The organism is Quyinboa sediminis, from assembly GCF_042219855.1.
In the GTDB taxonomy this organism is placed as follows: domain Bacteria; phylum Bacteroidota; class Bacteroidia; order Bacteroidales; family UBA5342; genus JBHJHP01.
The window spans coordinates 516,878-536,480 of sequence record NZ_JBHJHP010000003.1 but is presented as its reverse complement, the minus strand read 5'-3'; the positions used below and the strand labels follow the sequence as shown (position 1 = coordinate 536,480).

At 38.1% G+C, this 19,603-nt stretch carries 18 protein-coding genes; 8 read left to right on the top strand and 10 right to left on the bottom strand.

The window, feature by feature from the left end:
- Window positions 1–4: 4 nt before the first annotated feature.
- Both ACE1EF_RS10195 and ACE1EF_RS10190 read right to left on the bottom strand, forming a co-directional pair.
- The gene (locus ACE1EF_RS10195; RefSeq protein ID WP_375720555.1) at window positions 5–1,468 is read right to left on the bottom strand and encodes a DUF4270 family protein; all 1,464 of its coding nucleotides are present in this window, start codon (window positions 1,466–1,468) and stop codon (window positions 5–7) included.
- A 59-nt stretch (window positions 1,469–1,527) separates the two neighbouring features.
- The gene (locus ACE1EF_RS10190) at window positions 1,528–2,334 is read right to left on the bottom strand and encodes a glycogen/starch synthase (RefSeq protein ID WP_375720554.1); all 807 of its coding nucleotides are present in this window, start codon (window positions 2,332–2,334) and stop codon (window positions 1,528–1,530) included.
- 234 nt (window positions 2,335–2,568) lie between these two features.
- On the opposite strand from ACE1EF_RS10190, the gene ACE1EF_RS10185 reads away from it, so the two are divergent.
- The 6 genes from ACE1EF_RS10185 (at window position 2,569) to ACE1EF_RS10160 (ending at window position 7,859) form a co-directional block, all read left to right on the top strand.
- On the top strand, window positions 2,569–2,919 hold the full coding sequence (locus tag ACE1EF_RS10185) for a hypothetical protein (RefSeq protein WP_375720553.1): 351 nt from the start codon (window positions 2,569–2,571) through the stop codon (window positions 2,917–2,919).
- A gap of 16 nt (window positions 2,920–2,935) precedes the next feature.
- Window positions 2,936–3,991: an AMP-binding protein gene (locus tag ACE1EF_RS10180; protein ID WP_375720552.1), complete on the top strand. Its 1,056-nt coding sequence runs from the start codon at window positions 2,936–2,938 to the stop codon at window positions 3,989–3,991.
- Between the two features lie 81 nt (window positions 3,992–4,072).
- Window positions 4,073–5,413, top strand: a complete 1,341-nt coding sequence (locus ACE1EF_RS10175; RefSeq protein WP_375720551.1) for a family 16 glycosylhydrolase — start codon at window positions 4,073–4,075, stop codon at window positions 5,411–5,413.
- 13 nt (window positions 5,414–5,426) lie between these two features.
- A complete protein-coding gene (locus tag ACE1EF_RS10170; RefSeq protein WP_375720550.1) occupies window positions 5,427–6,035 on the top strand; it encodes an SIS domain-containing protein in 609 nt (202 codons plus the stop codon).
- A 1-nt stretch (window position 6,036) separates the two neighbouring features.
- Window positions 6,037–6,963 carry a PfkB family carbohydrate kinase gene (locus ACE1EF_RS10165; RefSeq protein WP_375720549.1) on the top strand — a complete coding sequence of 309 codons (927 nt, stop codon included), beginning with the start codon at window positions 6,037–6,039 and terminating at the stop codon, window positions 6,961–6,963.
- On the top strand, window positions 6,960–7,859 hold the full coding sequence (locus ACE1EF_RS10160) for a nucleotidyltransferase family protein (RefSeq protein ID WP_375720548.1): 900 nt from the start codon (window positions 6,960–6,962) through the stop codon (window positions 7,857–7,859). The genes ACE1EF_RS10165 and ACE1EF_RS10160 overlap by 4 nt, the downstream gene beginning before the upstream one ends.
- Window positions 7,860–7,947: 88 nt before the next feature.
- Here the strand turns inward: ACE1EF_RS10160 and hcp are convergent, their stop codons facing one another.
- Window positions 7,948–9,600, bottom strand: a complete 1,653-nt coding sequence (gene hcp, locus ACE1EF_RS10155; protein WP_375720547.1) for a hydroxylamine reductase — start codon at window positions 9,598–9,600, stop codon at window positions 7,948–7,950.
- Between the two features lie 58 nt (window positions 9,601–9,658).
- Entirely contained in the window at window positions 9,659–10,570 is a 912-nt protein-coding gene (locus ACE1EF_RS10150; protein ID WP_375720546.1) for an ATP-binding protein, read from the bottom strand.
- A gap of 147 nt (window positions 10,571–10,717) precedes the next feature.
- Here ACE1EF_RS10150 and ACE1EF_RS10145 point away from each other — a divergent pair, with 147 nt between their 5' ends.
- A complete protein-coding gene (locus ACE1EF_RS10145; RefSeq protein WP_375720545.1) occupies window positions 10,718–11,413 on the top strand; it encodes a Crp/Fnr family transcriptional regulator in 696 nt (231 codons plus the stop codon).
- 3 nt (window positions 11,414–11,416) lie between these two features.
- Here the strand turns inward: ACE1EF_RS10145 and ablB are convergent, their stop codons facing one another.
- The 6 genes from ablB to xseB all read right to left on the bottom strand — a co-directional run bounded on the left by ablB (window position 11,417) and on the right by xseB (window position 19,052).
- The gene (ablB, locus tag ACE1EF_RS10140; RefSeq protein ID WP_375720544.1) at window positions 11,417–12,280 is read right to left on the bottom strand and encodes a putative beta-lysine N-acetyltransferase; all 864 of its coding nucleotides are present in this window, start codon (window positions 12,278–12,280) and stop codon (window positions 11,417–11,419) included.
- On the bottom strand, window positions 12,246–13,562 hold the full coding sequence (kamA, locus tag ACE1EF_RS10135; RefSeq protein ID WP_375720543.1) for a lysine 2,3-aminomutase: 1,317 nt from the start codon (window positions 13,560–13,562) through the stop codon (window positions 12,246–12,248). Before kamA ends, ablB begins: the two co-directional genes overlap by 35 nt.
- A 33-nt stretch (window positions 13,563–13,595) precedes the next feature.
- Window positions 13,596–13,970, bottom strand: coding sequence for a hypothetical protein (locus ACE1EF_RS10130; RefSeq protein WP_375720542.1), 375 nt, complete (start codon window positions 13,968–13,970; stop codon window positions 13,596–13,598).
- Window positions 13,971–14,228: 258 nt separating this feature from the next.
- Window positions 14,229–16,799, bottom strand: coding sequence for an alpha-glucan family phosphorylase (gene glgP / locus ACE1EF_RS10125; RefSeq protein WP_375720541.1), 2,571 nt, complete (start codon window positions 16,797–16,799; stop codon window positions 14,229–14,231).
- 272 nt (window positions 16,800–17,071) lie between these two features.
- Window positions 17,072–18,505: a chromosomal replication initiator protein DnaA gene (gene dnaA / locus ACE1EF_RS10120; RefSeq protein WP_375720540.1), complete on the bottom strand. Its 1,434-nt coding sequence runs from the start codon at window positions 18,503–18,505 to the stop codon at window positions 17,072–17,074.
- A 349-nt stretch (window positions 18,506–18,854) separates the two neighbouring features.
- Window positions 18,855–19,052, bottom strand: coding sequence for an exodeoxyribonuclease VII small subunit (xseB, locus tag ACE1EF_RS10115; protein ID WP_375720539.1), 198 nt, complete (start codon window positions 19,050–19,052; stop codon window positions 18,855–18,857).
- A 40-nt stretch (window positions 19,053–19,092) separates the two neighbouring features.
- Here xseB and ACE1EF_RS10110 point away from each other — a divergent pair, with 40 nt between their 5' ends.
- Window positions 19,093–19,593, top strand: a complete 501-nt coding sequence (locus tag ACE1EF_RS10110) for an SLOG cluster 4 domain-containing protein (RefSeq protein WP_375720538.1) — start codon at window positions 19,093–19,095, stop codon at window positions 19,591–19,593.
- Window positions 19,594–19,603 lie beyond the last annotated feature (10 nt).

The window sequence follows — 19,603 nt, the reverse complement described above, 5'->3', positions numbered from 1 at the left end:
AACTTTAATATCTAGTATACACAATTTCCAGTTTCAGGTTATCACTGCTTTTGGTCAAACCATTCAGGAATACAAATCCAGGATTATTCACATTATCCGAAACAGAAAGTATGAGATCATCCGGATGGTCTACTTTGCTGTCAAAAAGATCCTGAATATATTCTGCAATATTAAATTCATACGTATAGTCACTTATTAAAGTTCCATAGGTATAACTGGCGGTTTTATTTTGAGCCACATAAACTGCTTCATCCGGAATATATGTAACATTTCCTATTGTATCGCGTCCCAGTGTATCTCTTCTCAACAGCAACCTAACAGGTGGAAAATACTGATTAATATCCTGAATATTTTTATCAATCTGAAGTGTCAGTTTTGCACTGTTTATCGCAATTCTTGCACTATCTTCTCCTGCAAGAGGTTTAAATGCATCAAGGGTGTAAACAGCAGGAAATTTCAAACGCACTTTTGAAACATTTAATCCCTGTAGATATAGCGCCGATGGTTGTACCGTGTTGGCATTAAATGAAAAATCATAATCACCATAGTTTTTCCGGATCACATTAAAACGCGGGCATTCATTATTAACTACAATACTCTGAACTGCATAGAATGATGTATCACGCTCCGGATAAGTAATCACCGTATCCTCTCCAACAATTGCAGTATCAGCAGGATTGTAATGATAGACCAGGTTCAGGGCACTAAAATCGGTATAGCTTACGGTTGGTGATGATGTAGACATAAAAGGATATATATGCATCATAGCCTTGGAACCGAAGGTGGTTTTAATATAAACGCCCTTAAATAATTCCCTGAATTTATTTACATTATTATATATATCATCATAATTTTCAATAATACGTTCTCCGATCGATTTTGACAATGGAATTGAAATATGATGCATATAATTTTGCGACCATCTTATACTGTCTGGTACGGTGAAATCAATAGTCTGTATTTGTTTTTCTCCAATCTTGTTTTCTTCAGAATAATAGTCTTCAGGATTTTCATCTGCAAAATAATCCTCACTGTTGGAGAGTAGTTTATCCAATTCATAAACCTCAAAAAAGTGTAGAGCGGTGGAATCACCATCGTAGCTATTTTGCAGCAATACCAGTAAAACACTGTCAACTACAAGAATACTATCCGGACTGGATTGTGTGATATCAAGTTCCTTATACCAGAATTCCATAGCAATATCCCCCTTTATTCCAGCGGCATCTGCAATATCGGGTTTCAGACCACCAAGTAAAAAATAGTCATTTCCTTCAACACCTCCATCTGTCCTTAACGTATGGGCAGCAGGTTTAAAACTAAAAGCTTTGAATGGAACAGAATCAACGTAAGCAACATTGATTTTATCTTTAAGTGGACTGATGGAACCACCGATGATATTTTCATCCTGAGTACAACCTGTGATAGCAGCAATTACAATTAATACTAACAGTAAGGGTTTAAAATTCATATATATTTTTTCGGGAATAACGTTTATACACGGGTTTTTATACACTAAACGGCGTTAATTTAACTTAAAATTTCATCATAAAACCGATCATAAGACTGAATATATTCCTCAGGTGCCTGATAACCAAGGAATTTCTTTTGCTCGGCATCAATATATTTTTTTATGTTCTTATCTATATTTTCACTTCCCTGGATTACAGCATCAGAGTAATGAACCGCCAGTTTATTCAGATTCACAAAATCGGGTTTTTCCACCAGGCTTAAATCATCGGCTGTTATCCCCGGCATCAGAATTTTTTCTTTAAATAAATCCCTGAATGTATTTTCAAACGGATTGTCATATACAGAATAAACCATTTTAGAATGCTGAAAGAACGGATCATCATGGTATGACTTTTTAATAAACAACGGCACTAATGCAGACATCCAGCCATGACAATGAATTATATCCGGTGACCATCTCAGTTTTTTAACGGTCTCAAGCACTCCCCTGGCAAAAAATATAGCTCTTTCATCGTTATCTTCGAATTCTTTACCATCATCATCAGCCACAATAGCTTTACGCTGAAAAAAGTCTTCGTTATCAATAAAATAGACCTGCAACCTAACAGCCTGTATAGAAGCCACTTTAATAATAAGTGGATGATCTGTATCATCAATTATCAGGTTCATTCCCGACAAACGTATAACTTCATGCAACTGGTTTCGTCTTTCATTAATTAAACCATACCGTGGCATAAAGGTCCGGATTTCTTTTCCTGCTTCCTGTATACCTTGCGGTAAATTGCGACCAATTGTTGATAATTCTGACTCGGGGACATAGGGAGTAATTTCCTGAAATATAAATAGAACCTTTTTTGCTTCCATACTTTGTTGTTGAAAAGATCGCACAAAATTACTAAAAATATTCTATTAATTCAATTTAACATAAACACCGTACAGAATCAAATTGCTGATTCTAAAAGGGATTTGAATAAATTTAACATTTAATCACATGTATCCTCAAAAAGCATCCACCTATTACTTAATTATTAATTCACATATTTTTGACAAATCAGATTAAGAATAACGTTATATTTGAATTCTGCTAAAACAATTAGTATGGATATTTCCGGGAAATGGTTCTTCAAAGAAGAATTCGAAACAGGAGTCTGCAATGGTGTAGCCAAACTATTCCAGGAGGACAACAAATTATGGGGTGAGATTGAAATGACAGAAAACATTAAAGGTCAGTCCCCCTTGCACCTGATTCAAAAGCTTGCAGGCATTGTACTTGACAGGAAAATTGTTCTGAAAGGTACATCATATAAAATCCTGAACGGTGGAGATTTCAGGACAGAATATTCGCTGGATAACTGGGAAGGTAACATTAACAGTGAAGGTAAAATTATTGGCAGCAGCATTGATCAGGAAGGTACCTGTGGTATATTTGTAATGGAAAGAAACAAATAATAAATGCTGTTTCATTATGCCAAATCCGTTGAATCCGATAAAACTGAATAACAACTGGTATGATCCTGCATATTTTAGCGAGACTACACCCACCGGTATGTTTAAAGCCGATAAATTCAGTACTGAGGTTTTTCATTTTCTTAAAGAATGGTATAACGGGGATACCGTTATTCAGGTAAGCACTTCAGGCTCAACAGGTGCACCAACAAGCCTCGAACTGCAAAAATCAATCATCTTTGCTTCAGCATTAAAGACCTGTTCAATTTTCAAGCTGACAGGAAAAAGCACTGCATTACTCTGTCTACCTGTGAATTACATTGCAGGAAAGCTGATGATAATCAGGGCGATCGCCAGCGGGATGAACTTATTGCTCCAGGAACCCGACAGCAATCCGCTGGCTAAACTGAATGAAAAAATTGATTTTGTTGCAATGACACCTATGCAGTTAAAAAAATCCATTGAACATCCTGATTCCCTGAAAAAAACAGAGGTCGTTTTAATTGGAGGTGCTCCGCTTGATAATTCAACACACGATATGCTGAATGAATTCGACACAAGAATTTATCAGTCATATGGCATGACAGAAACGGCGAGTCACATTGCACTCAGACCGTTGAATCACACTGAGATCATTCATCCGTATGCTGCAATCCCGGGTGTATCTTTCAGCATTGACCACAGAAATTGTCTTTTAATTCATGCTGATCATGTATCTACGGAACCCATCGTAACAAATGACATTGTTGACCTGGTTGATGATCATCATTTCTACTGGAAAGGACGATTTGATTTTGTGATTAATACCGGCGGGGTTAAGGTTTTTCCTGAAGACATAGAATCCAAACTTAAAACGTTAATTCCTTTTCCATTCTATATCAGTGGAAAAACAGATAAAACCCTTGGTCAAAAACTCGTTATAGTGATTGAAAAACAAAATTCAGATGCCTATCAGCAATTGAAAAAAACAATAGATTCTTCACTTGATGTATTTGAAAAACCCCGTGAAATCATAAAAGTTGAAAAAATACGTTTTTCTGAAAGTGGAAAAGTAATACGCGACCACTCACTTTAATTTAAAATTAATTCTATATTATCATTCTTTGCTGTTAATATTTTTAGTATTTTTGGCATGAGTCTGTAAAAATTAAAAAACATGGGCCTTTTTGGAAATAAATTCCCCAGCACAGAGAAGATAGAAAAACAGGACGCAGAACACAAGCGCCTTTATCAGGAAGTACTGGCAACAGCTAATTCAGAGGATTTAAAGGAGTATCTGGAATTAAAAGATGAGATAACTTCTCCTGAATTTGTAAATGAAAAAAATCGGATAACACGTCTTAAATGGAAATCCACAAAAGAATATTCCAGGCTTAAAGAATTTAACAAGTTAACTAAAAATAAAGATTTAAAAGCCTACTTTGAATTAAAGGATTCATCAGAACTGAATGCCTATCTCGAATTCAGAAAAACGGATAGTTACAGGGATATAAACGACAAGAAAAAAAGAAAGGAATTAGCTGACCTGGACCGTTTTTTCAGATTTGAAAATTCAAAGAAATATAAAAGTTACAGGAAGATTGAAGGTTCAACAGTCCTGAATCAATACATCAAACTTAAGGAAGAAGTTGAATCAGACAAATTTAAGGCTTATAAATCCTTTTGTGAGGATGCGCACCGATGGAATCACACTGAACAGGCCAAGAAAGAACAACGGTTTCACAATCTGGATCAGGATATAAATATTAAGAATTACGTCAGGTTCCATAATTCCAACATGTTTGATCTGTATAAATTTTACGACATCACTTTTGCAGAAGATTTTGCCCCTGAAAAACTGGATATGCATAAATGGCAAACAGCTTTTCAGCTTGGATCCGACTTTGGCCAGGGTAATTACAGCCTCAGCAATCATCTTCAGGCATATTCCAATGGTAGAAATATAGAAATATCCCGGGATTATATGACTATTGACACAAGAGCTGAAAACACAACCGGAAGAATCTGGGACAAAGATCATGGTTTTATACAAAAGGAAATGAAATATACCTCCGGAGTTATTTCTACCGGAAAAAGCTTTAAACAAAACCAGGGTATTTTTAAGGTTAAACTTAAAACCGACAGCCATGCACCAGTTGCGCACTCGGTACAACTGGTTTCGGCAAAAGGCAATATTCAGATAAAACTGTTACAGATTTCTCAAAAAGGGAAACCGATGGTAGGTGTAAGCACATATGATGGGAAACGCCATACAATAAGAACTTCAAGAATTAAAGGACTGAATCCAAATTCTGATTTTCATATCTTCTCGGTTGAATGGCAAAATGAGATGCTCATCTGGAAAGTAAATGATAAAGAGGTTTTCAGAACAGAAATCAGGCTTCCCGGGGAAGAGATGGCTCTGGAACTCGCTTCCATGATTTACAAAACAAAAAAACACCCTGCACCGGGAAAACTTATTGTGGACTGGATTAAAGTCTACAAAAAGACTGCATAAGAAATTATTGGCAATGACAAACCGCATTACGGAGCTTCTGAAATTTGAATCAGAGGCCGTTAAAAATATTCCGATACAGGCATCTTTTGAGGAAGCAATCAATATTATATTTGAACAGGTTCAGATAAAAGGTGGCAAGCTTGTAACCAGCGGTATGGGGAAAGCAGGACAAATAGCCCACAACATGGCAACTACATTCAGCTCCACCGGTACTCCTGCCACATTTATGCATCCGAGCGAAGCACAACATGGAGATCTCGGCTTGCTTCAGAAAAATGATGTATTACTTTTAATATCCAATTCCGGAAAAACGCGGGAAATTATTGAGCTTATTGATCTGGCGCGGTTTCTCATACCGGATATTCCCGTAATTGTTATTACCGGTCAGCAAGATAGTTTTCTGGCCAACGAAGCCAACTCAACCATCTGGACAGGCAATCCAGGTGAAATATGTCCGCTGGGACTCTCCCCTACTACATCAACCACGGTCATGAATGTTATCGGTAATATTCTGGTCGTATTAATGATGGAAAAAATTAAATTCAGTAGTATGGATTATGCCAAACGCCATCATGGCGGCTACCTCGGTGACAAATCCAGAACACAGGCTAAAGAAAAATAGAATGAGAAAAGTTATCGCCATTGGTGAAACCGTACTCGATATCATTTTTAAAGATGAACAACCGGTCGCAGCCAAACCCGGTGGCTCTTCATTTAATGCACTTATATCGCTTGGCAGAACCGGAATACCATCTACTTTTATCAGTGAAACAGGAAAAGATAAAGTGGGAGATCTTATTATCCGCTTCCTGGAACAGAATAATATTGAAACAAAATACATTACCCGTTTTGAAAATGGTAAATCAGCCCTGGCTCTGGCCTTCCTGAACGAAAATAATGATGCTGAGTATGAGTTTTATAAAACTTATCCAAAAGAGCGCCTGCAATCAGGTTTTCCGGAGGTTCACTCAGATGATTTCATCCTGTTCGGATCATACTTCGCCATTAATCCTGCTTTAAGAAACCAGGTAAAGGGCCTTGTAAACAAAGCCAATCAGAATAACGCTATTGTATATTACGATCCTAACTTCAGGAGCTCACATCTTCATCAGCTGGATGCTATAAAAGCAACTATTTTTGAAAACTTTTCGGATGCCACAATCATCCGTGGATCTGATGAGGACTTCTACAACATATTGAAATCAGAAAACACGGATGAGATATACAGGCAGGTTTGTAAAAATGAACAACCCCTGATTTACACGATGAGTTCAGAAGGTATAAAAATAATACTAAAAGACCATACTTACCGGTTCCCGGTACAGAAGTTAGAGCCACTGAGTACAATTGGTGCCGGCGATAACTTTAACGCAGGTTTTGCTTACGCTTTATTTAAGTATAACATAAACAGAAATGAACTCAAAGAACTAGATGAATCCATGTGGAAAAAAATAACTGAAATTGCCACGTCTTTTTCTAGCGAGGTATGTATGAGTTATGACAATTATGTTTCTGTTGACTTTGCAAATAAAATAAACAAAATAAAATGAAACCAACACTAGTAATACTGGCGGCAGGAATGGGAAGCCGCTATGGAGGTTTGAAACAAATTGATGGGTTTGGCCCGAACGGTGAAGCTATTATTGAGTACTCTGTTTTTGATGCCATCAGAGCCGGATTCGGGAAAGTGGTCTTTGTGGTGCGTGAAAACATTGAAGCAGCGTTCAAAGCCCATTTCGGAAGTAAATTCGAGGGCAAAATAGAAGTTGAATATGTGTACCAAGAACTGGATAACCTACCAGAGGGTTTAAGCGTACCTCCGGAGCGAACCAAACCATGGGGAACAGGACACGCTGTGTTGGTGACTAAAGATGCGGTTAAGACACCTTTTGCTGTGATCAACGCCGACGATTTTTATGGGCGTGATGCCTTTGAAACCGTTGCAAAGGAATTAAATGCCACTTCGAATGAAACAAAAACTTATTATCTTTTAGGATATGAGGTGCAGAAAACCTTATCTGAGTTCGGATCAGTTTCACGTGGCATCTGCGGCGTAGATCAGGATGGTAACCTGACCGACATTGTGGAACGAACAAAAATATTCAGAAACAATGATAAAATTGTTTACGATGATAACGGAACTCTCCACGAACTGAATCCACAACAACCTGTTTCAATGAACTTTATGGCTTTCACACCTTCCGTATTTACCTATTACGAAGCATACTTTAATGCATTTATCACTGAGAATGTCGACAATCCCAAGGCAGAATTCTATATGCCATCGGTATTGAATACACTTATAAATAAAGGAGAAGCGGAAGTGAAGGTATTAAGCACAACGGCTCAGTGGTTTGGTGTAACCTATAAAGAAGATAAGGAGGATGCAGTAGCCAGATTAAACCGTTTAATCGCTGATGGAGAATACCCGTCAAAACTTTGGTAAAAAAAACTCAAAACAAAAAGGAGGGTGTCAATTAATTGACACCCTCCTTCGTTTGTACCATATAGGTTCCGTTCATCCAAAATCAATCCTAAACTGCTGCTAACCCCATTGTCACTAAATCACTCTCCACATCCGATATGGTACCTAATCCAAAATTGTCAATCAGAACTTTTGCAACACCGGGAGAAACAAATGCTGGTAATGTTGGTCCCAGGTGTATATTTTTAACTCCAAGATAAAGTAGTGCCAACAGTACAATTACTGCCTTTTGCTCATACCATGCAATATTATAGGTAATTGGCAATTCATTGATGTCGTTCAATTCAAAAACTTCTTTAAGCTTTAAAGCAATTACTACAAGCGAATATGAATCATTGCACTGCCCCGCATCAAGCACACGAGGAATTCCGCCAATATCTCCCAGGCTCAGTTTATTATATCTGTACTTCGCACATCCGGCAGTAAGAATTATATTATCCTTTGGCAATTCATTGGCAAATTCAGTGTAGTAATCCCTGCTCTTCATTCGTCCGTCACAACCTGCCATAACCACAAACTGCTTAACAGCACCTGATTTAACGGCGTCAACAACTTTATCGGCAAGTGCAAAAACCTGGTTATGCGCAAACCCACCAACTATAGAACCCTGTTCAATTTCCAGAGGAGCATCGCAATGTTTGGCATGTTCAATTATTGCCGAGAAGTCCTTGGGTTGGCCATCCTTACGATCCTCTATATGTTCACATCCGTCAAAACCAGCAGCTCCGGTAGTATAAACCCTGCTTTTATAGCTTTCCTTCGGTGGAACCAAACAGTTTGTTGTCAGCAATACAGGTCCGTTAAAGCTTTCAAACTCTTCTTTCTGTTTCCACCATGCGTTACCGTAGTTTCCTACAAGGTGTCGGTACTTTTTAAATGCCGGATAATAGTTTGCAGGAAGCATCTCGCTGTGAGTATATACATCTACACCGGTTCCTTCTGTCTGCTTCAGCAGTTCTTCCATATCTTTCAAATCATGACCACTAATCAGTATACCCGGATTATTTCTTACACCGATATTTACAGTGGATAATTCAGGATGACCGTAACTTTCAGTATTCGCCTGATCCAGAAGAGCCATCACATCCACACCATGCTTGCCACATTCCAAAACAAGACCCGTTAGTTCATCTGCAGAAATACCCTTTAGCAAAGTAGCTGCGAGTGCCTTATGCATAAAATCAAAAACGGTATTATTGGTATATCCCAGATTATATGCATGCTCTGCATATGCTGCCATGCCTTTCAAGCCATAAGTCAACAATTCCTTCAACGAACGGATATCTTCGTTGTCTTCACTTAAAATACTTACCGCAAATCGCTTAAGCTCAAATTCCTTTTCCGTTTCGGCATGCCAGGTTACTGCATCCGGATATTTGAAATCAGGAACAAAAAATGATTTTACAGTTTCCAGTAATTCTGCTTTAAGCTTCATTCCCTGCCTGATCTTATCCTCAATTTTTGCATTATCAAAATTGGCATTCGTTATCGTAATAAACAAAGCCTCAAATACAAATTTGTCAGCGGTTTCACTTTTCTGTCCGGCTTCGTTCAGTGCATTTGCCAGATAGGATATCCCTTTTGCCACATAAATTAAGGTATCCTGACTTGCAGCCACTTCATCCGTTTTTCCACAAACTCCTTTTACCGTACAACCGGTTCCTTTTGCTGCCTCCTGGCATTGATAACAAAACATACTCATCGTTAAATCTTAAATTTATTTGGTTTATTATTTTATTTTATTTTTCTGATTTTTGGTTTCAAACCCATTCTTCTTTCAATACCTTACCCTGAATGGATACTGTAACTGCTTTTAATGGAATCTTTCTTGAAGCCTGATCCACAGCAATCTGAGCCAACCGGAGTAATCCTGAACAGCACGGTACTTCCATAATGACTACGGTTAACGTATTGATAGCGGATTCATTAATTAACCGTTTCATTTTATCAAGATAAGTTTCCAATCCTGAATCCAGCTTCGGACAGGCTATACACAATTTTTTTCCCGTTAAAAACCTCTGGTGAAAATTCCCCATGGCAAATGCGACACAATCAGCAGCAATTAGTACATCCGCACCATTAAAATAGCCTGCGGCAGGATTAATAAGATGCATCTGAACAGGCCATTGAGACAGAGCTGTAAAATCTTCGGAGTTAGCCGCTGTCGCACCCGTAACACCAGCAGGTGCAAAACTCATACTTTTTGATCCGGGACAGCTACTGCCGGCATGCTGCATTTTCATTACCGGCTTATGATTATCATGTCTTACTGCACAAGAGCCACCACTGTTATGCACTTCAGAAATTATAGCAGGAACATCCAGGCTGATTACGGATGCATTGGTTTTTAAATACCCTACGGCCTGCTTTAAAAATCCGGTTTCTCCGTGTTCTTTTAAGTGCTTCATATGAGCCACTACGGTATTATGGCCTTTCTCAACCATCAGAGCCATGACTTTCAACTCATCATATGGCTCTGCCTCACGTTTTTCTATGGTTAAGGCTCCTGTAGGACAATGCCCAAGACAGGCCCCCAGACCATCACACAACAGATCGCTGATCAACCTGGCCTTCCCATCAATTATCTGCAGAGCACCTTCATGACATCCCGGAACACAGTCGCCACATCCGGTACATAGGTTTTCATCTATTTTTACAACGTCTCTAAGCATCTTGTTTAATTTTACACTACAAAAATGCTATGATTTATTCTTTTTAAGCGGTAACATTTGTTACATGCCCCGAAAATTTTAAGAAAAAACTGGTCGATTCACCGAAATTCAGAACATAATTGGGTAGAGGCTGTTAAAAATGTAGATTTGAAAAAAATAATAAATATGACTGATGTTGCCGGAGTTCTTATGAAATGTCCAATTTTCCACGGGTTATCAGGTGAAGCTATAGATAATGAACTGGAACAGATTTCTTATAAAGTTAAAATATTCAATCCTAAAGAAACGATTGCATTCAGCGATGAAGAATGCCGTTTTTTGTATGTCGTAATTAAAGGTAAAGTAAAAGGTGAAATGACGGATTTCTCCGGAAAAGTTATCCGTATAGAGGAACTGGATCAGGGAAAACCACTGGCTCCTTCATTTATATTTGGTAAGAACAATCGTTTTCCAGTGGATGTGGTTGCTTTACAAAAATCAGAAATACTTGTTATTCCGAAGGACTCACTGTTACAGCTTTTCCAGCAAAACCAGACCATCCTTAATAATTATCTGGGTCTCGTATCTAATCGTGCCCAATTCCTTACCTCAAGAATTCGGTTTCTGTCGTTTCAGACCATAAAGGGTAAAATTGCACACTACCTGATACAGCAGTCTAAAAAGGCGGGAAATAAAACGTTTGAATTAAAGGCATCCCATAATGAATTGTCAGAAGTATTTGGTGTGGCACGACCTTCGCTTACGCGGGCAATGCGCGAGCTGGATAAAGACAAACTAATTGTTGCTGATGGCAAAAAAATTACAATCGTTAATGAAACCGGACTAATGGAACTGATACAGTGACCTTTAACTTAGCAGCTTTTTAAAATATACATTCATTGATTCAATATTTCCACTGATATTTGTATTATTTACCAGTGTACCACCAAAGGTATAGCCACTGTTTATAAATGTTTTATTCATGGCTGCAGATTTAATCCGGGCGATTGTATACACCGTTTTAATGTTCTCGTCCAGCATTCCCTTTTCCATCAGATGCAACAAATGATATGCAATGCGTTTACCTCTGCTTTCAGGTAGTACCGCAAAATCTGTCATTTCTGCGGCACCTGACTGTCGGTCCATTTCAGCAGATGACAAACCAATCAGCTTATCATCCAAATAAGCTCCCCAGAACCTCACGTGACTTTTCATTACCTCTCGGATATAATCCGGATCATGGATGGGAAACGGATAGGTCTCAAACACTTTTTTATAAATGCCGACCACATCATCTGTATCTGCATCAACTAATTCCCTCAACCGGATATCAGGGTCAATATTATACGTTACTGAATTTAGCGGAGAATCAAGAACCTTTCTGAAATTTTTCAAATCTTCAAAATCCGGTATCTTTCGCTCTTCAGAATAATATTTAGCCATAAACCAGGCATCATCTCCTGTTAAAAAATAGTGTGGAATAACAGCCTCCTGAACAAATCCCCGGCGTATAAAACTATCCCGTACAGAAAAAGGAATTTTGACAAACACTTTTGAGTAGCTGTTGTCAACAGCCAGTTTTTCAATAAGATCTACAATGCTGTCTTTATCACCGGGGCTCATCTTCATGAGATAAAGCCTGTCATTCATTTTACCATGCTGAACCAGACTCCCCTGTCCTATTTTCTCAATTTTATCAAATGTTATCTTCGCGTCTTTTATACCGTTCATTTTCATTTGGAATTAGTGAAATGGAATCATTTTCATCAGAAAGGAGTTTTTGAATACCCAACATCTGAGATTCAGTTGCTTCGTTTAGGTCAAGTTCCAGAGTGCAATTCTCACAATCCCTGTTACAGTATTTTGCTTCATAGCTATCCGGTTCTTTATACGTTGTAATTACCCCCTCATAGTTTCTCAGGATAACCTTATTGGTAGACCATGAAATGATATAATTGGGAGTAACCGGAATTTTTCCTCCGCCACCGGGTGCATCCACAACAAATGTTGGTACAGCGAATCCACTGGTATGCCCAATCAGATTCTCCATAATTTCAATGCCTTTCCCTACCGGAGTTCTGAAATGTGTTAATCCTTCAGACAGATCACACTGGTAAAGGTAATAGGGTCTAACCCTGTTCATTACCAGCTTGTGCATCAGGCTCTTCATAATTTTTGGACAGTCATTCACATCGGCCAGCAAAACGGATTGATTACCCAGCGGGAACCCGGCGTCCGCAAGTTTCCGTACGGCTTCTTTTGAAGATGGCGAAATTTCTCTGGGATGATTAAAATGTGTATTGATCCACAATGGCTGGTGTTTCTTTAACATATTCACCAGGCCGTCGGTTATCCGGTATGGTAATACAACCGGCATCCGGGTACCAATACGTATAACTTCCACATGTTCAATTGAACGCAACTCTGTCAATATCCAGTCCAGATAATCATCCGGTAACATTAACGGATCACCTCCTGAGAGCAATACGTCCCGCACTTCCGGTGTACTTCGGATGTAATCTATTCCTTCTTTTAGCTGTGCTTTGTTGGGGATGTAATCTGTATCGCCAACTTTCCGCTTTCTGGTGCAAAAGCGACAATACATGGAACAGGTATTGCTGATATGAAATAATACCCGGTCGGGATATCGATGTGTTATTCCGGGAACCGGGCTGTCTTTATCTTCACTTAGCGGATCCTTCAAATCACTTTTTGCAATTATTAATTCCCGTTCATCTGCAAATGATTGCTTGAAAACCGGGTCATTTTCAAAATTTTCGAAATCTATGAGTGAAAAATAATACGGGGTGATGGAAAGGGGAAATTTATCGAGTGTTTTGTAAAGTCTTGTGCGTTGTTCAGTTGAAAATTTAACGCCGGAGAGTCTCTCGAATTTATCAATGGAGTCAATTGAGTTTTTTAATTGCCACTTCCAGTCTCTCCAGTTTCTTGCAGTAGTTTCAGAATCTATCTTCTCAGCAATACCCTGCTGTACTTTAGTGTAGTTAGTCATGTATAAGTGAGTATAAAATTAGGTTATTAATATTCAGGCATCAGTAACATATTCGACAAGAATATTTTTAAGGTTGCTTTCTTCAATTTTTTCTTTGGCCCGGTTAGATAGCCAACGGGGTAATACAAGATGCAGCTTACCGTTCGATTTTCTGGCGTACATGGAATATAGACGCCATTTACTGATATCGAACTCGTCTGTCAGTTCAATTTCATATATATTAAGACCATTCTTACCATTTCTTACAATGATATCAGGCATATAGTTTTCTTCCTTGTTTTTCCAGGCTAAACGTGCAGGATTTGGGAGATCCCGGGTATGCCTGGCATGGATTTCTGCCCCTCTGTTGTGACGAACAACCTCCTTTAGAACCGCTTTAGTGATGGATTCCTTATCTAAGTTTGCCATTTTCATGATTATTCAATTTAAGAAATTACCGAAAGAATCAAATTTACGAATACAGACTGAGTCATTCAAGAAATGTTAACAGATTAAAGGATTTCTAAACAACATTAACATTTAAAACCTTATGTTAAGGTTCAAAATGGAGCAAAAATGTAACAAAATGTCACATATTACAGATATCTAAAAATTTTTCCATTGAATTTCTGATAATAAAAAAGGTCTCCTTTTCAGAAGACCTTTCACATTATTTTCAATTATTTTTTAGTTTAACCATTTTACCAAACCGAAGTCCTGCCTGTGAGGAAGATTTTCATGTCTGGCATACATTCTGATGGCATAGTTATAAGAACCCGGATCAGAAAATTTCAGATTCAGGTGATACGTTATTTCTGAACCGTTTACCTCTGATACTTCCAGCTGGTTCAATTCCTTAACGTACTGTTTATGCATTTCGTCATCTTCCGCCATCTGAACCAGTTCAATACCAAGATCCTCTGCTTTCAGCCCTTTAATATCTGCCACAACCTTAATATCAAACGATTCTCCGATTTTAGGAATCATTACGGCAAAATCAGGGATATCAACTGATTTAATTTCAATGTCATCCCATTGCTCAATTACCTTGTTTTTCCAATCTGCCAGTTCCCTGGCCAGTTTCTTATCGTCAGCTTTCAGTTTTGTTACCCGTTTATGTTGTTTGGTATAAAACTTATGAATGTAATCATCAAGCATCCTTTTGGTGGTATAATGCGGTGCTATCTCACTGACCGATTTCTTAATATATTCAATCCAATCCGGAGACAAGCCTTCTTTGTTTCTGTTGTAATACGCCGGTACTATATCATTCTCAAGAAGGCTGTATATTGTTGCTGCATCCAATTCATCCTGGAAAGCCTGATTATCATAAGTCCGTTTATCGGTTATGGCCCATCCTGCTTCTTCCCGGTATCCTTCAAGCCACCATCCATCTAATACACTCAGGTTAAGCGTACCATTCATTTCAGCTTTCTGTCCGCTGGTTCCTGATGCTTCCAACGGTCTGGTTGGCGTATTGAGCCAGATATCCACTCCTGAAACCAATCTGCGGGCCAGTGACATATCATAGTTTTCAAGAAAGATAATTTTACCTAAAAACTCCGGCCTTCTAGAAATTTCCACGATGTGCTTGATTAAGCCCTGACCACCACCATCAGCAGGATGTGCTTTACCTGCAAACAGGAACTGTACAGGTTTTTCCGGATTATTTAAGATTTTAGATAAACGGTCTAGATCATTAAATAACAGATGCGCACGTTTATATGTGGCGAAACGACGGGCAAAACCAATGGTTAAAACATTCGATTGCATACCGTCGATCAATTGAACAATTCGTGAAGGATCGCCCTGCTTCTTAAGCCAGTCTTCTTCAAAGCGCTGTTTGATATAATCCACAAGCTTTTCCTTCAAAGTCAGCTTTACCTTCCAGATTTCATCATTCTGAAGGGAATAAATCTTTTTCCAATGTGCAGGATTAGAAATATCTGTCAGAAAATCCTCTCCAAAATTCTTTTCATACAATCGTCTCCATTCACGGGCAGTCCATGTGCCATAGTGAACACCATTGGTCACATAATCAATATGCAGTTCCTCCGGCATAAATCCGGGCCACAAATTCTGGAACATATCCTGACTGACTTTACCATGTAACCAGCTTACCCCATTCATCTCCTGTGAGGTTTTTGCCGCAAAAACACTCATTGAAAATTTAGAATTCTTATCGTCAGGATTGGTACGACCGAGAGCCATAAAATCATCCCAACCCAAAGTTAGTTGTTCCGGCATATAACTGAGGTAATGCTTCAGCATATCCTCATCAAAACTATCATGTCCGGCTGGAACAGGTGTATGTGTGGTGAACAGCGAAGACGCCCGAACAAGTTCAAGTGCGACTTCAAAGTCAAGGTTTTCAAAATTTACATAATGAGATAACCTGGAAGCATTAATAAACGCGGCATGGCCTTCATTACAGTGATAAAGTTCTTTCTCAATTCCAAGTGTTTCGAGTGCTTTTATACCACCGAAACCTAAAAGTAATTCCTGCTTCAGACGGTTTTCCCAGTCACCTCCGTAGAGCTGATGCGTGACCGTCCGGTCTGCCGGATTATTCTCCTCCAGATCGGTATCAAGCAATAAAAGCGAGACACGACCAACATTGACTTTCCAGATGGCAACATGTAAATCACGTCCCGGAAAGGGAAGCGTAAATTTCACTAAATTATTATTCTCATCCTTAACCTGTTCAACAGGCAGAAGATTCAGATTCTGTGCTTCAAAAATGGCCTGCTGTTCCCCGTTGATTGATAAGGTTTGTGTAAAATAACCATAGTGGTACATCAGGCCAACTGCAGTCATATTGACATTACAATCACTGGCTTCCTTCAAATAGTCACCAGCCAGAATTCCCAAACCACCGGAATAGATTTTTAAAATATCTGCAAGACCATACTCCATACTGAAATATGCAATGGAAGGCGAATTTTCTGCAGGTTTTTCAGCCATATAAGCATTAAACTTATCATAGGCTTTATGATACTTTTTCATAAAAGATTCATTATTCAATAATTCTTCGAATCTTTTATAATTAGTACGCTCCAGGAGCAAAACTGCATTGTTTTTATAATCTTCCCATAAATCCGGATCAATGGTACTGAATACATCCGTGGCCTCATAATTCCAGACATACCAGAAATTTCTGGCGATCTCACCTAAACCTTTAAGTTCTTCCGGCAGGCTCGAAGCCACATTAATAGTCTTCCACTGAGGTGGATTTACGTTAAATGATTGTATCTTCATGTGCTTTACTTTCTAAAATTTGTGTATTCCATTTCCAATATTCTCATAATGATAACAGTTCAAAACCGACATTGTTATGCAACCTGCGGATGAATCAGATATCATACTGACTTTGAGTTTATTATTTTTTTATAAAGAATGGATAATTCAGAAAATTACGTGTTGTGGTGAGACAAAAATACATTTTTTATTTATATGAAAAAATAAAAATTAAAGGACATAAAAAAGAGGAGTATAATTACCCCTCCGCATCCTTAAAAATATCTTGTTTTTCAGAATTTCAGCTTTAATTCCAGTTCTTTTAAACTGGATTTGAATGATTTATCGGTATCCATCAGATTATTAACTGTTTTACAGGCATGTAATACTGTGGCATGGTCTCTTTTTCCTATTTGCTGACCAATATTCTGAAGTGAATTTTTAGTATAATTTTTCGCAAGATACATAGCAATCTGGCGTGCCTGAACAATTTCTCTTTTCCTGGATTTAGAGTGCAGTACATCAAGCGATAATTCAAAATAATCGCAAACCACTCTCTGTATCTTTTCAATAGAAATAGTTCTGTTTGATGTCTTGATAAGCTTACTTACAATATCCTGAGCCATTTCAATATCCACCTCTTTATGGGTGATGAATGTGGATTGTGCAATCAGTGAAATCAATGCACCTTCCAGCTCCCTGATATTTGCCGTAATATTCTCTGCAAGATAATCGATGACATCATCACCAATTTCAAGGCCTTCCTGGTAAACCTTATGCTTTAAAATTGCCTTTCTTGTAAGATAATCCGGTGATTCCAGTTCAGTGGACAAGCCCCACTTAAACCTGGAGAGGAGTCGTTGCTCCACACCCTGTAACTGGAAGGGCGGTTTATCTGATGTAAGAATCAGCTGTTTACCCGACTGATGAAGATGATTGAAAATGTGGAAAAAGGTATTTTGCGTTCCTTCTTTACCCGAAAGTTCATGAATATCATCAATAATCAGAAAATCAATCAGTTTGTAGAAGTTTACAAAATCATTCTGTGTATTGTTGCGTACTGATTCGGTATACTGTGTCTGAAACTGGTTGGCACTAAGATAAAGTACTGTTTTATTCGGATGTAACTCTTTAACTTTTAATCCGATTGCCTGAGCAAGATGAGTCTTTCCAAGACCGGATTCACCATAAACAAAAAGAGGATTAAAAGGTGTTTTACCTGGTTTTGATGCGATAGCATTTCCTGCAGAACATGCCACTTTATTGCAGTCGCCTTCAATAAAATTATGAAATGAATTATTGGGATTTAACTGCGGATCAAGATCAATGGTTTTAATACCAGGTATAATGAACGGATTTTTTATAACCGGTGATCCGTTGTGACGAGGCATACCTGAATGAATATCTCCCCCGTTATGTCCGGGTAACCTTACGGTGCCGGTGTCATTTCCCTTGGTCTTATCTGCTTCACTCTTATCAACAACCACCTGGTATTCAAGTTTGGCGCCGGGGCCTAACTCCTTATACAATGCTTTTTTTAACAGATCGATGTACTTGTCTTCCAGAAATTCATAAAAGAAAGGACTTGGAACCTGTATCGTCAATACATTATTTGATATTTTCAGAGGCTTAATAGGCTCAAACCACGTTTTATATGTGGCGGGCTGCAAATTATCCCTGAAAAAATCCATGCATTTAGACCAAACATGCTCGCAAGTTTCAACCATTTGAAATTTTAGTATTAAAAGGGTTAGACATTCAGTTTCAATTAAACGTGAAGACAAATTTTGATAAAAAAAAGTTCAAAAAAAAATTTAAATAAACTTGCAATTTTAAGTTTTAATACAACGTTTTGTGTTTCAGTTATTTATAAAACATTTTGACTATCAATAACTTACACGCAAATTCATCTAATTTGCTTTAAAAATAAGGGTTTTAATCAACCCAAAAAAAATCAATTTTTTCTTATTTTTTTTTTTGAAGAAAAACTGGTCATTTTCGAAACTTACAAATTCATTTTTTTTTATAAGGTTTTTTAAAAAATGTTAAGTTAAGTCCGGTTGAGTTAATTAACATTTATTTTATTTTAGTCAAAATATTCTCCACCTCCGATTCAATTCCGTTCAATTTTGATTTACAAACCTCAACTAAAACAGCAGCTCTTTTTACCTTACCCAACAAATCATCAACATTAAGCTCTTCACTTTCAATTTGTTCAAGGATTTGTTCAAGCTCTGCAAGGGCTGATGAATAATTTAGTTCTTCTGATCCCATTTTTCTACATTTGTCTTATCTACAAACTTAACAAATAATAATGAAAACCACTATGGGTATTATTGGCATCATGGGATCTGGCGAAGATGCTACTGAACAGGACATGCAGATGGCCTGTGCCCTGGGATCAGAACTGGCCAGACGGAACTACATTGTATTATGTGGTGGCCGGAACTCCGGTGTGATGAAGTCTGTGATTCAAGGTGTCGCTAATGAAGGCGGTATTTCAGTAGGGATATTACCCGGTATCAACAAAGATGATGCTGCACCGGGACTAACAATTCCTGTTGTAACCGGCATGGGAAATGCCAGAAACATTATAAATATTTTGTCAAGCGACGTTGTTATCGCGATTGGGAATACGGCAGGAACGCTTTCAGAAATAGCGCTGACTGTTAAAAACGGCAAATACCTGATTGTCCTAAACCAATCAAAGGAATCCGAAGCATTTCTCCGCTCATTAAAGTATCCAAAACTTGTATTTGCCTACACAGCAAACGAAGTCATGAACCAATTAAATGAATGGTTGCAATCGTATTAAAACCACAAAT

What these genes read in the sequence shown, in the direction of transcription:
- kamA (WP_375720543.1), bottom strand. Translation starts at nt 13,562, where the DNA reads ATGACTAACTACACTAAAGTACAGCAGGGTATTGCTGAGAAGATAGAT.
- ACE1EF_RS10195 (WP_375720555.1), bottom strand. Translation starts at nt 1,468, where the DNA reads ATGAATTTTAAACCCTTACTGTTAGTATTAATTGTAATTGCTGCTATC.
- ACE1EF_RS10150 (WP_375720546.1), bottom strand. Translation starts at nt 10,570, where the DNA reads ATGCTTAGAGACGTTGTAAAAATAGATGAAAACCTATGTACCGGATGT.
- glgP (WP_375720541.1), bottom strand. Translation starts at nt 16,799, where the DNA reads ATGAAGATACAATCATTTAACGTAAATCCACCTCAGTGGAAGACTATT.
- ACE1EF_RS10160 (WP_375720548.1), top strand. Translation starts at nt 6,960, where the DNA reads ATGAAACCAACACTAGTAATACTGGCGGCAGGAATGGGAAGCCGCTAT.
- ablB (WP_375720544.1), bottom strand. Translation starts at nt 12,280, where the DNA reads ATGAACGGTATAAAAGACGCGAAGATAACATTTGATAAAATTGAGAAA.
- ACE1EF_RS10110 (WP_375720538.1), top strand. Translation starts at nt 19,093, where the DNA reads ATGAAAACCACTATGGGTATTATTGGCATCATGGGATCTGGCGAAGAT.
- ACE1EF_RS10190 (WP_375720554.1), bottom strand. Translation starts at nt 2,334, where the DNA reads ATGGAAGCAAAAAAGGTTCTATTTATATTTCAGGAAATTACTCCCTAT.
- xseB (WP_375720539.1), bottom strand. Translation starts at nt 19,052, where the DNA reads ATGGGATCAGAAGAACTAAATTATTCATCAGCCCTTGCAGAGCTTGAA.
- ACE1EF_RS10180 (WP_375720552.1), top strand. Translation starts at nt 2,936, where the DNA reads ATGCCAAATCCGTTGAATCCGATAAAACTGAATAACAACTGGTATGAT.
- hcp (WP_375720547.1), bottom strand. Translation starts at nt 9,600, where the DNA reads ATGAGTATGTTTTGTTATCAATGCCAGGAGGCAGCAAAAGGAACCGGT.
- ACE1EF_RS10185 (WP_375720553.1), top strand. Translation starts at nt 2,569, where the DNA reads ATGGATATTTCCGGGAAATGGTTCTTCAAAGAAGAATTCGAAACAGGA.
- ACE1EF_RS10165 (WP_375720549.1), top strand. Translation starts at nt 6,037, where the DNA reads ATGAGAAAAGTTATCGCCATTGGTGAAACCGTACTCGATATCATTTTT.
- ACE1EF_RS10130 (WP_375720542.1), bottom strand. Translation starts at nt 13,970, where the DNA reads ATGGCAAACTTAGATAAGGAATCCATCACTAAAGCGGTTCTAAAGGAG.
- ACE1EF_RS10170 (WP_375720550.1), top strand. Translation starts at nt 5,427, where the DNA reads ATGACAAACCGCATTACGGAGCTTCTGAAATTTGAATCAGAGGCCGTT.
- dnaA (WP_375720540.1), bottom strand. Translation starts at nt 18,505, where the DNA reads ATGGTTGAAACTTGCGAGCATGTTTGGTCTAAATGCATGGATTTTTTC.
- ACE1EF_RS10175 (WP_375720551.1), top strand. Translation starts at nt 4,073, where the DNA reads ATGGGCCTTTTTGGAAATAAATTCCCCAGCACAGAGAAGATAGAAAAA.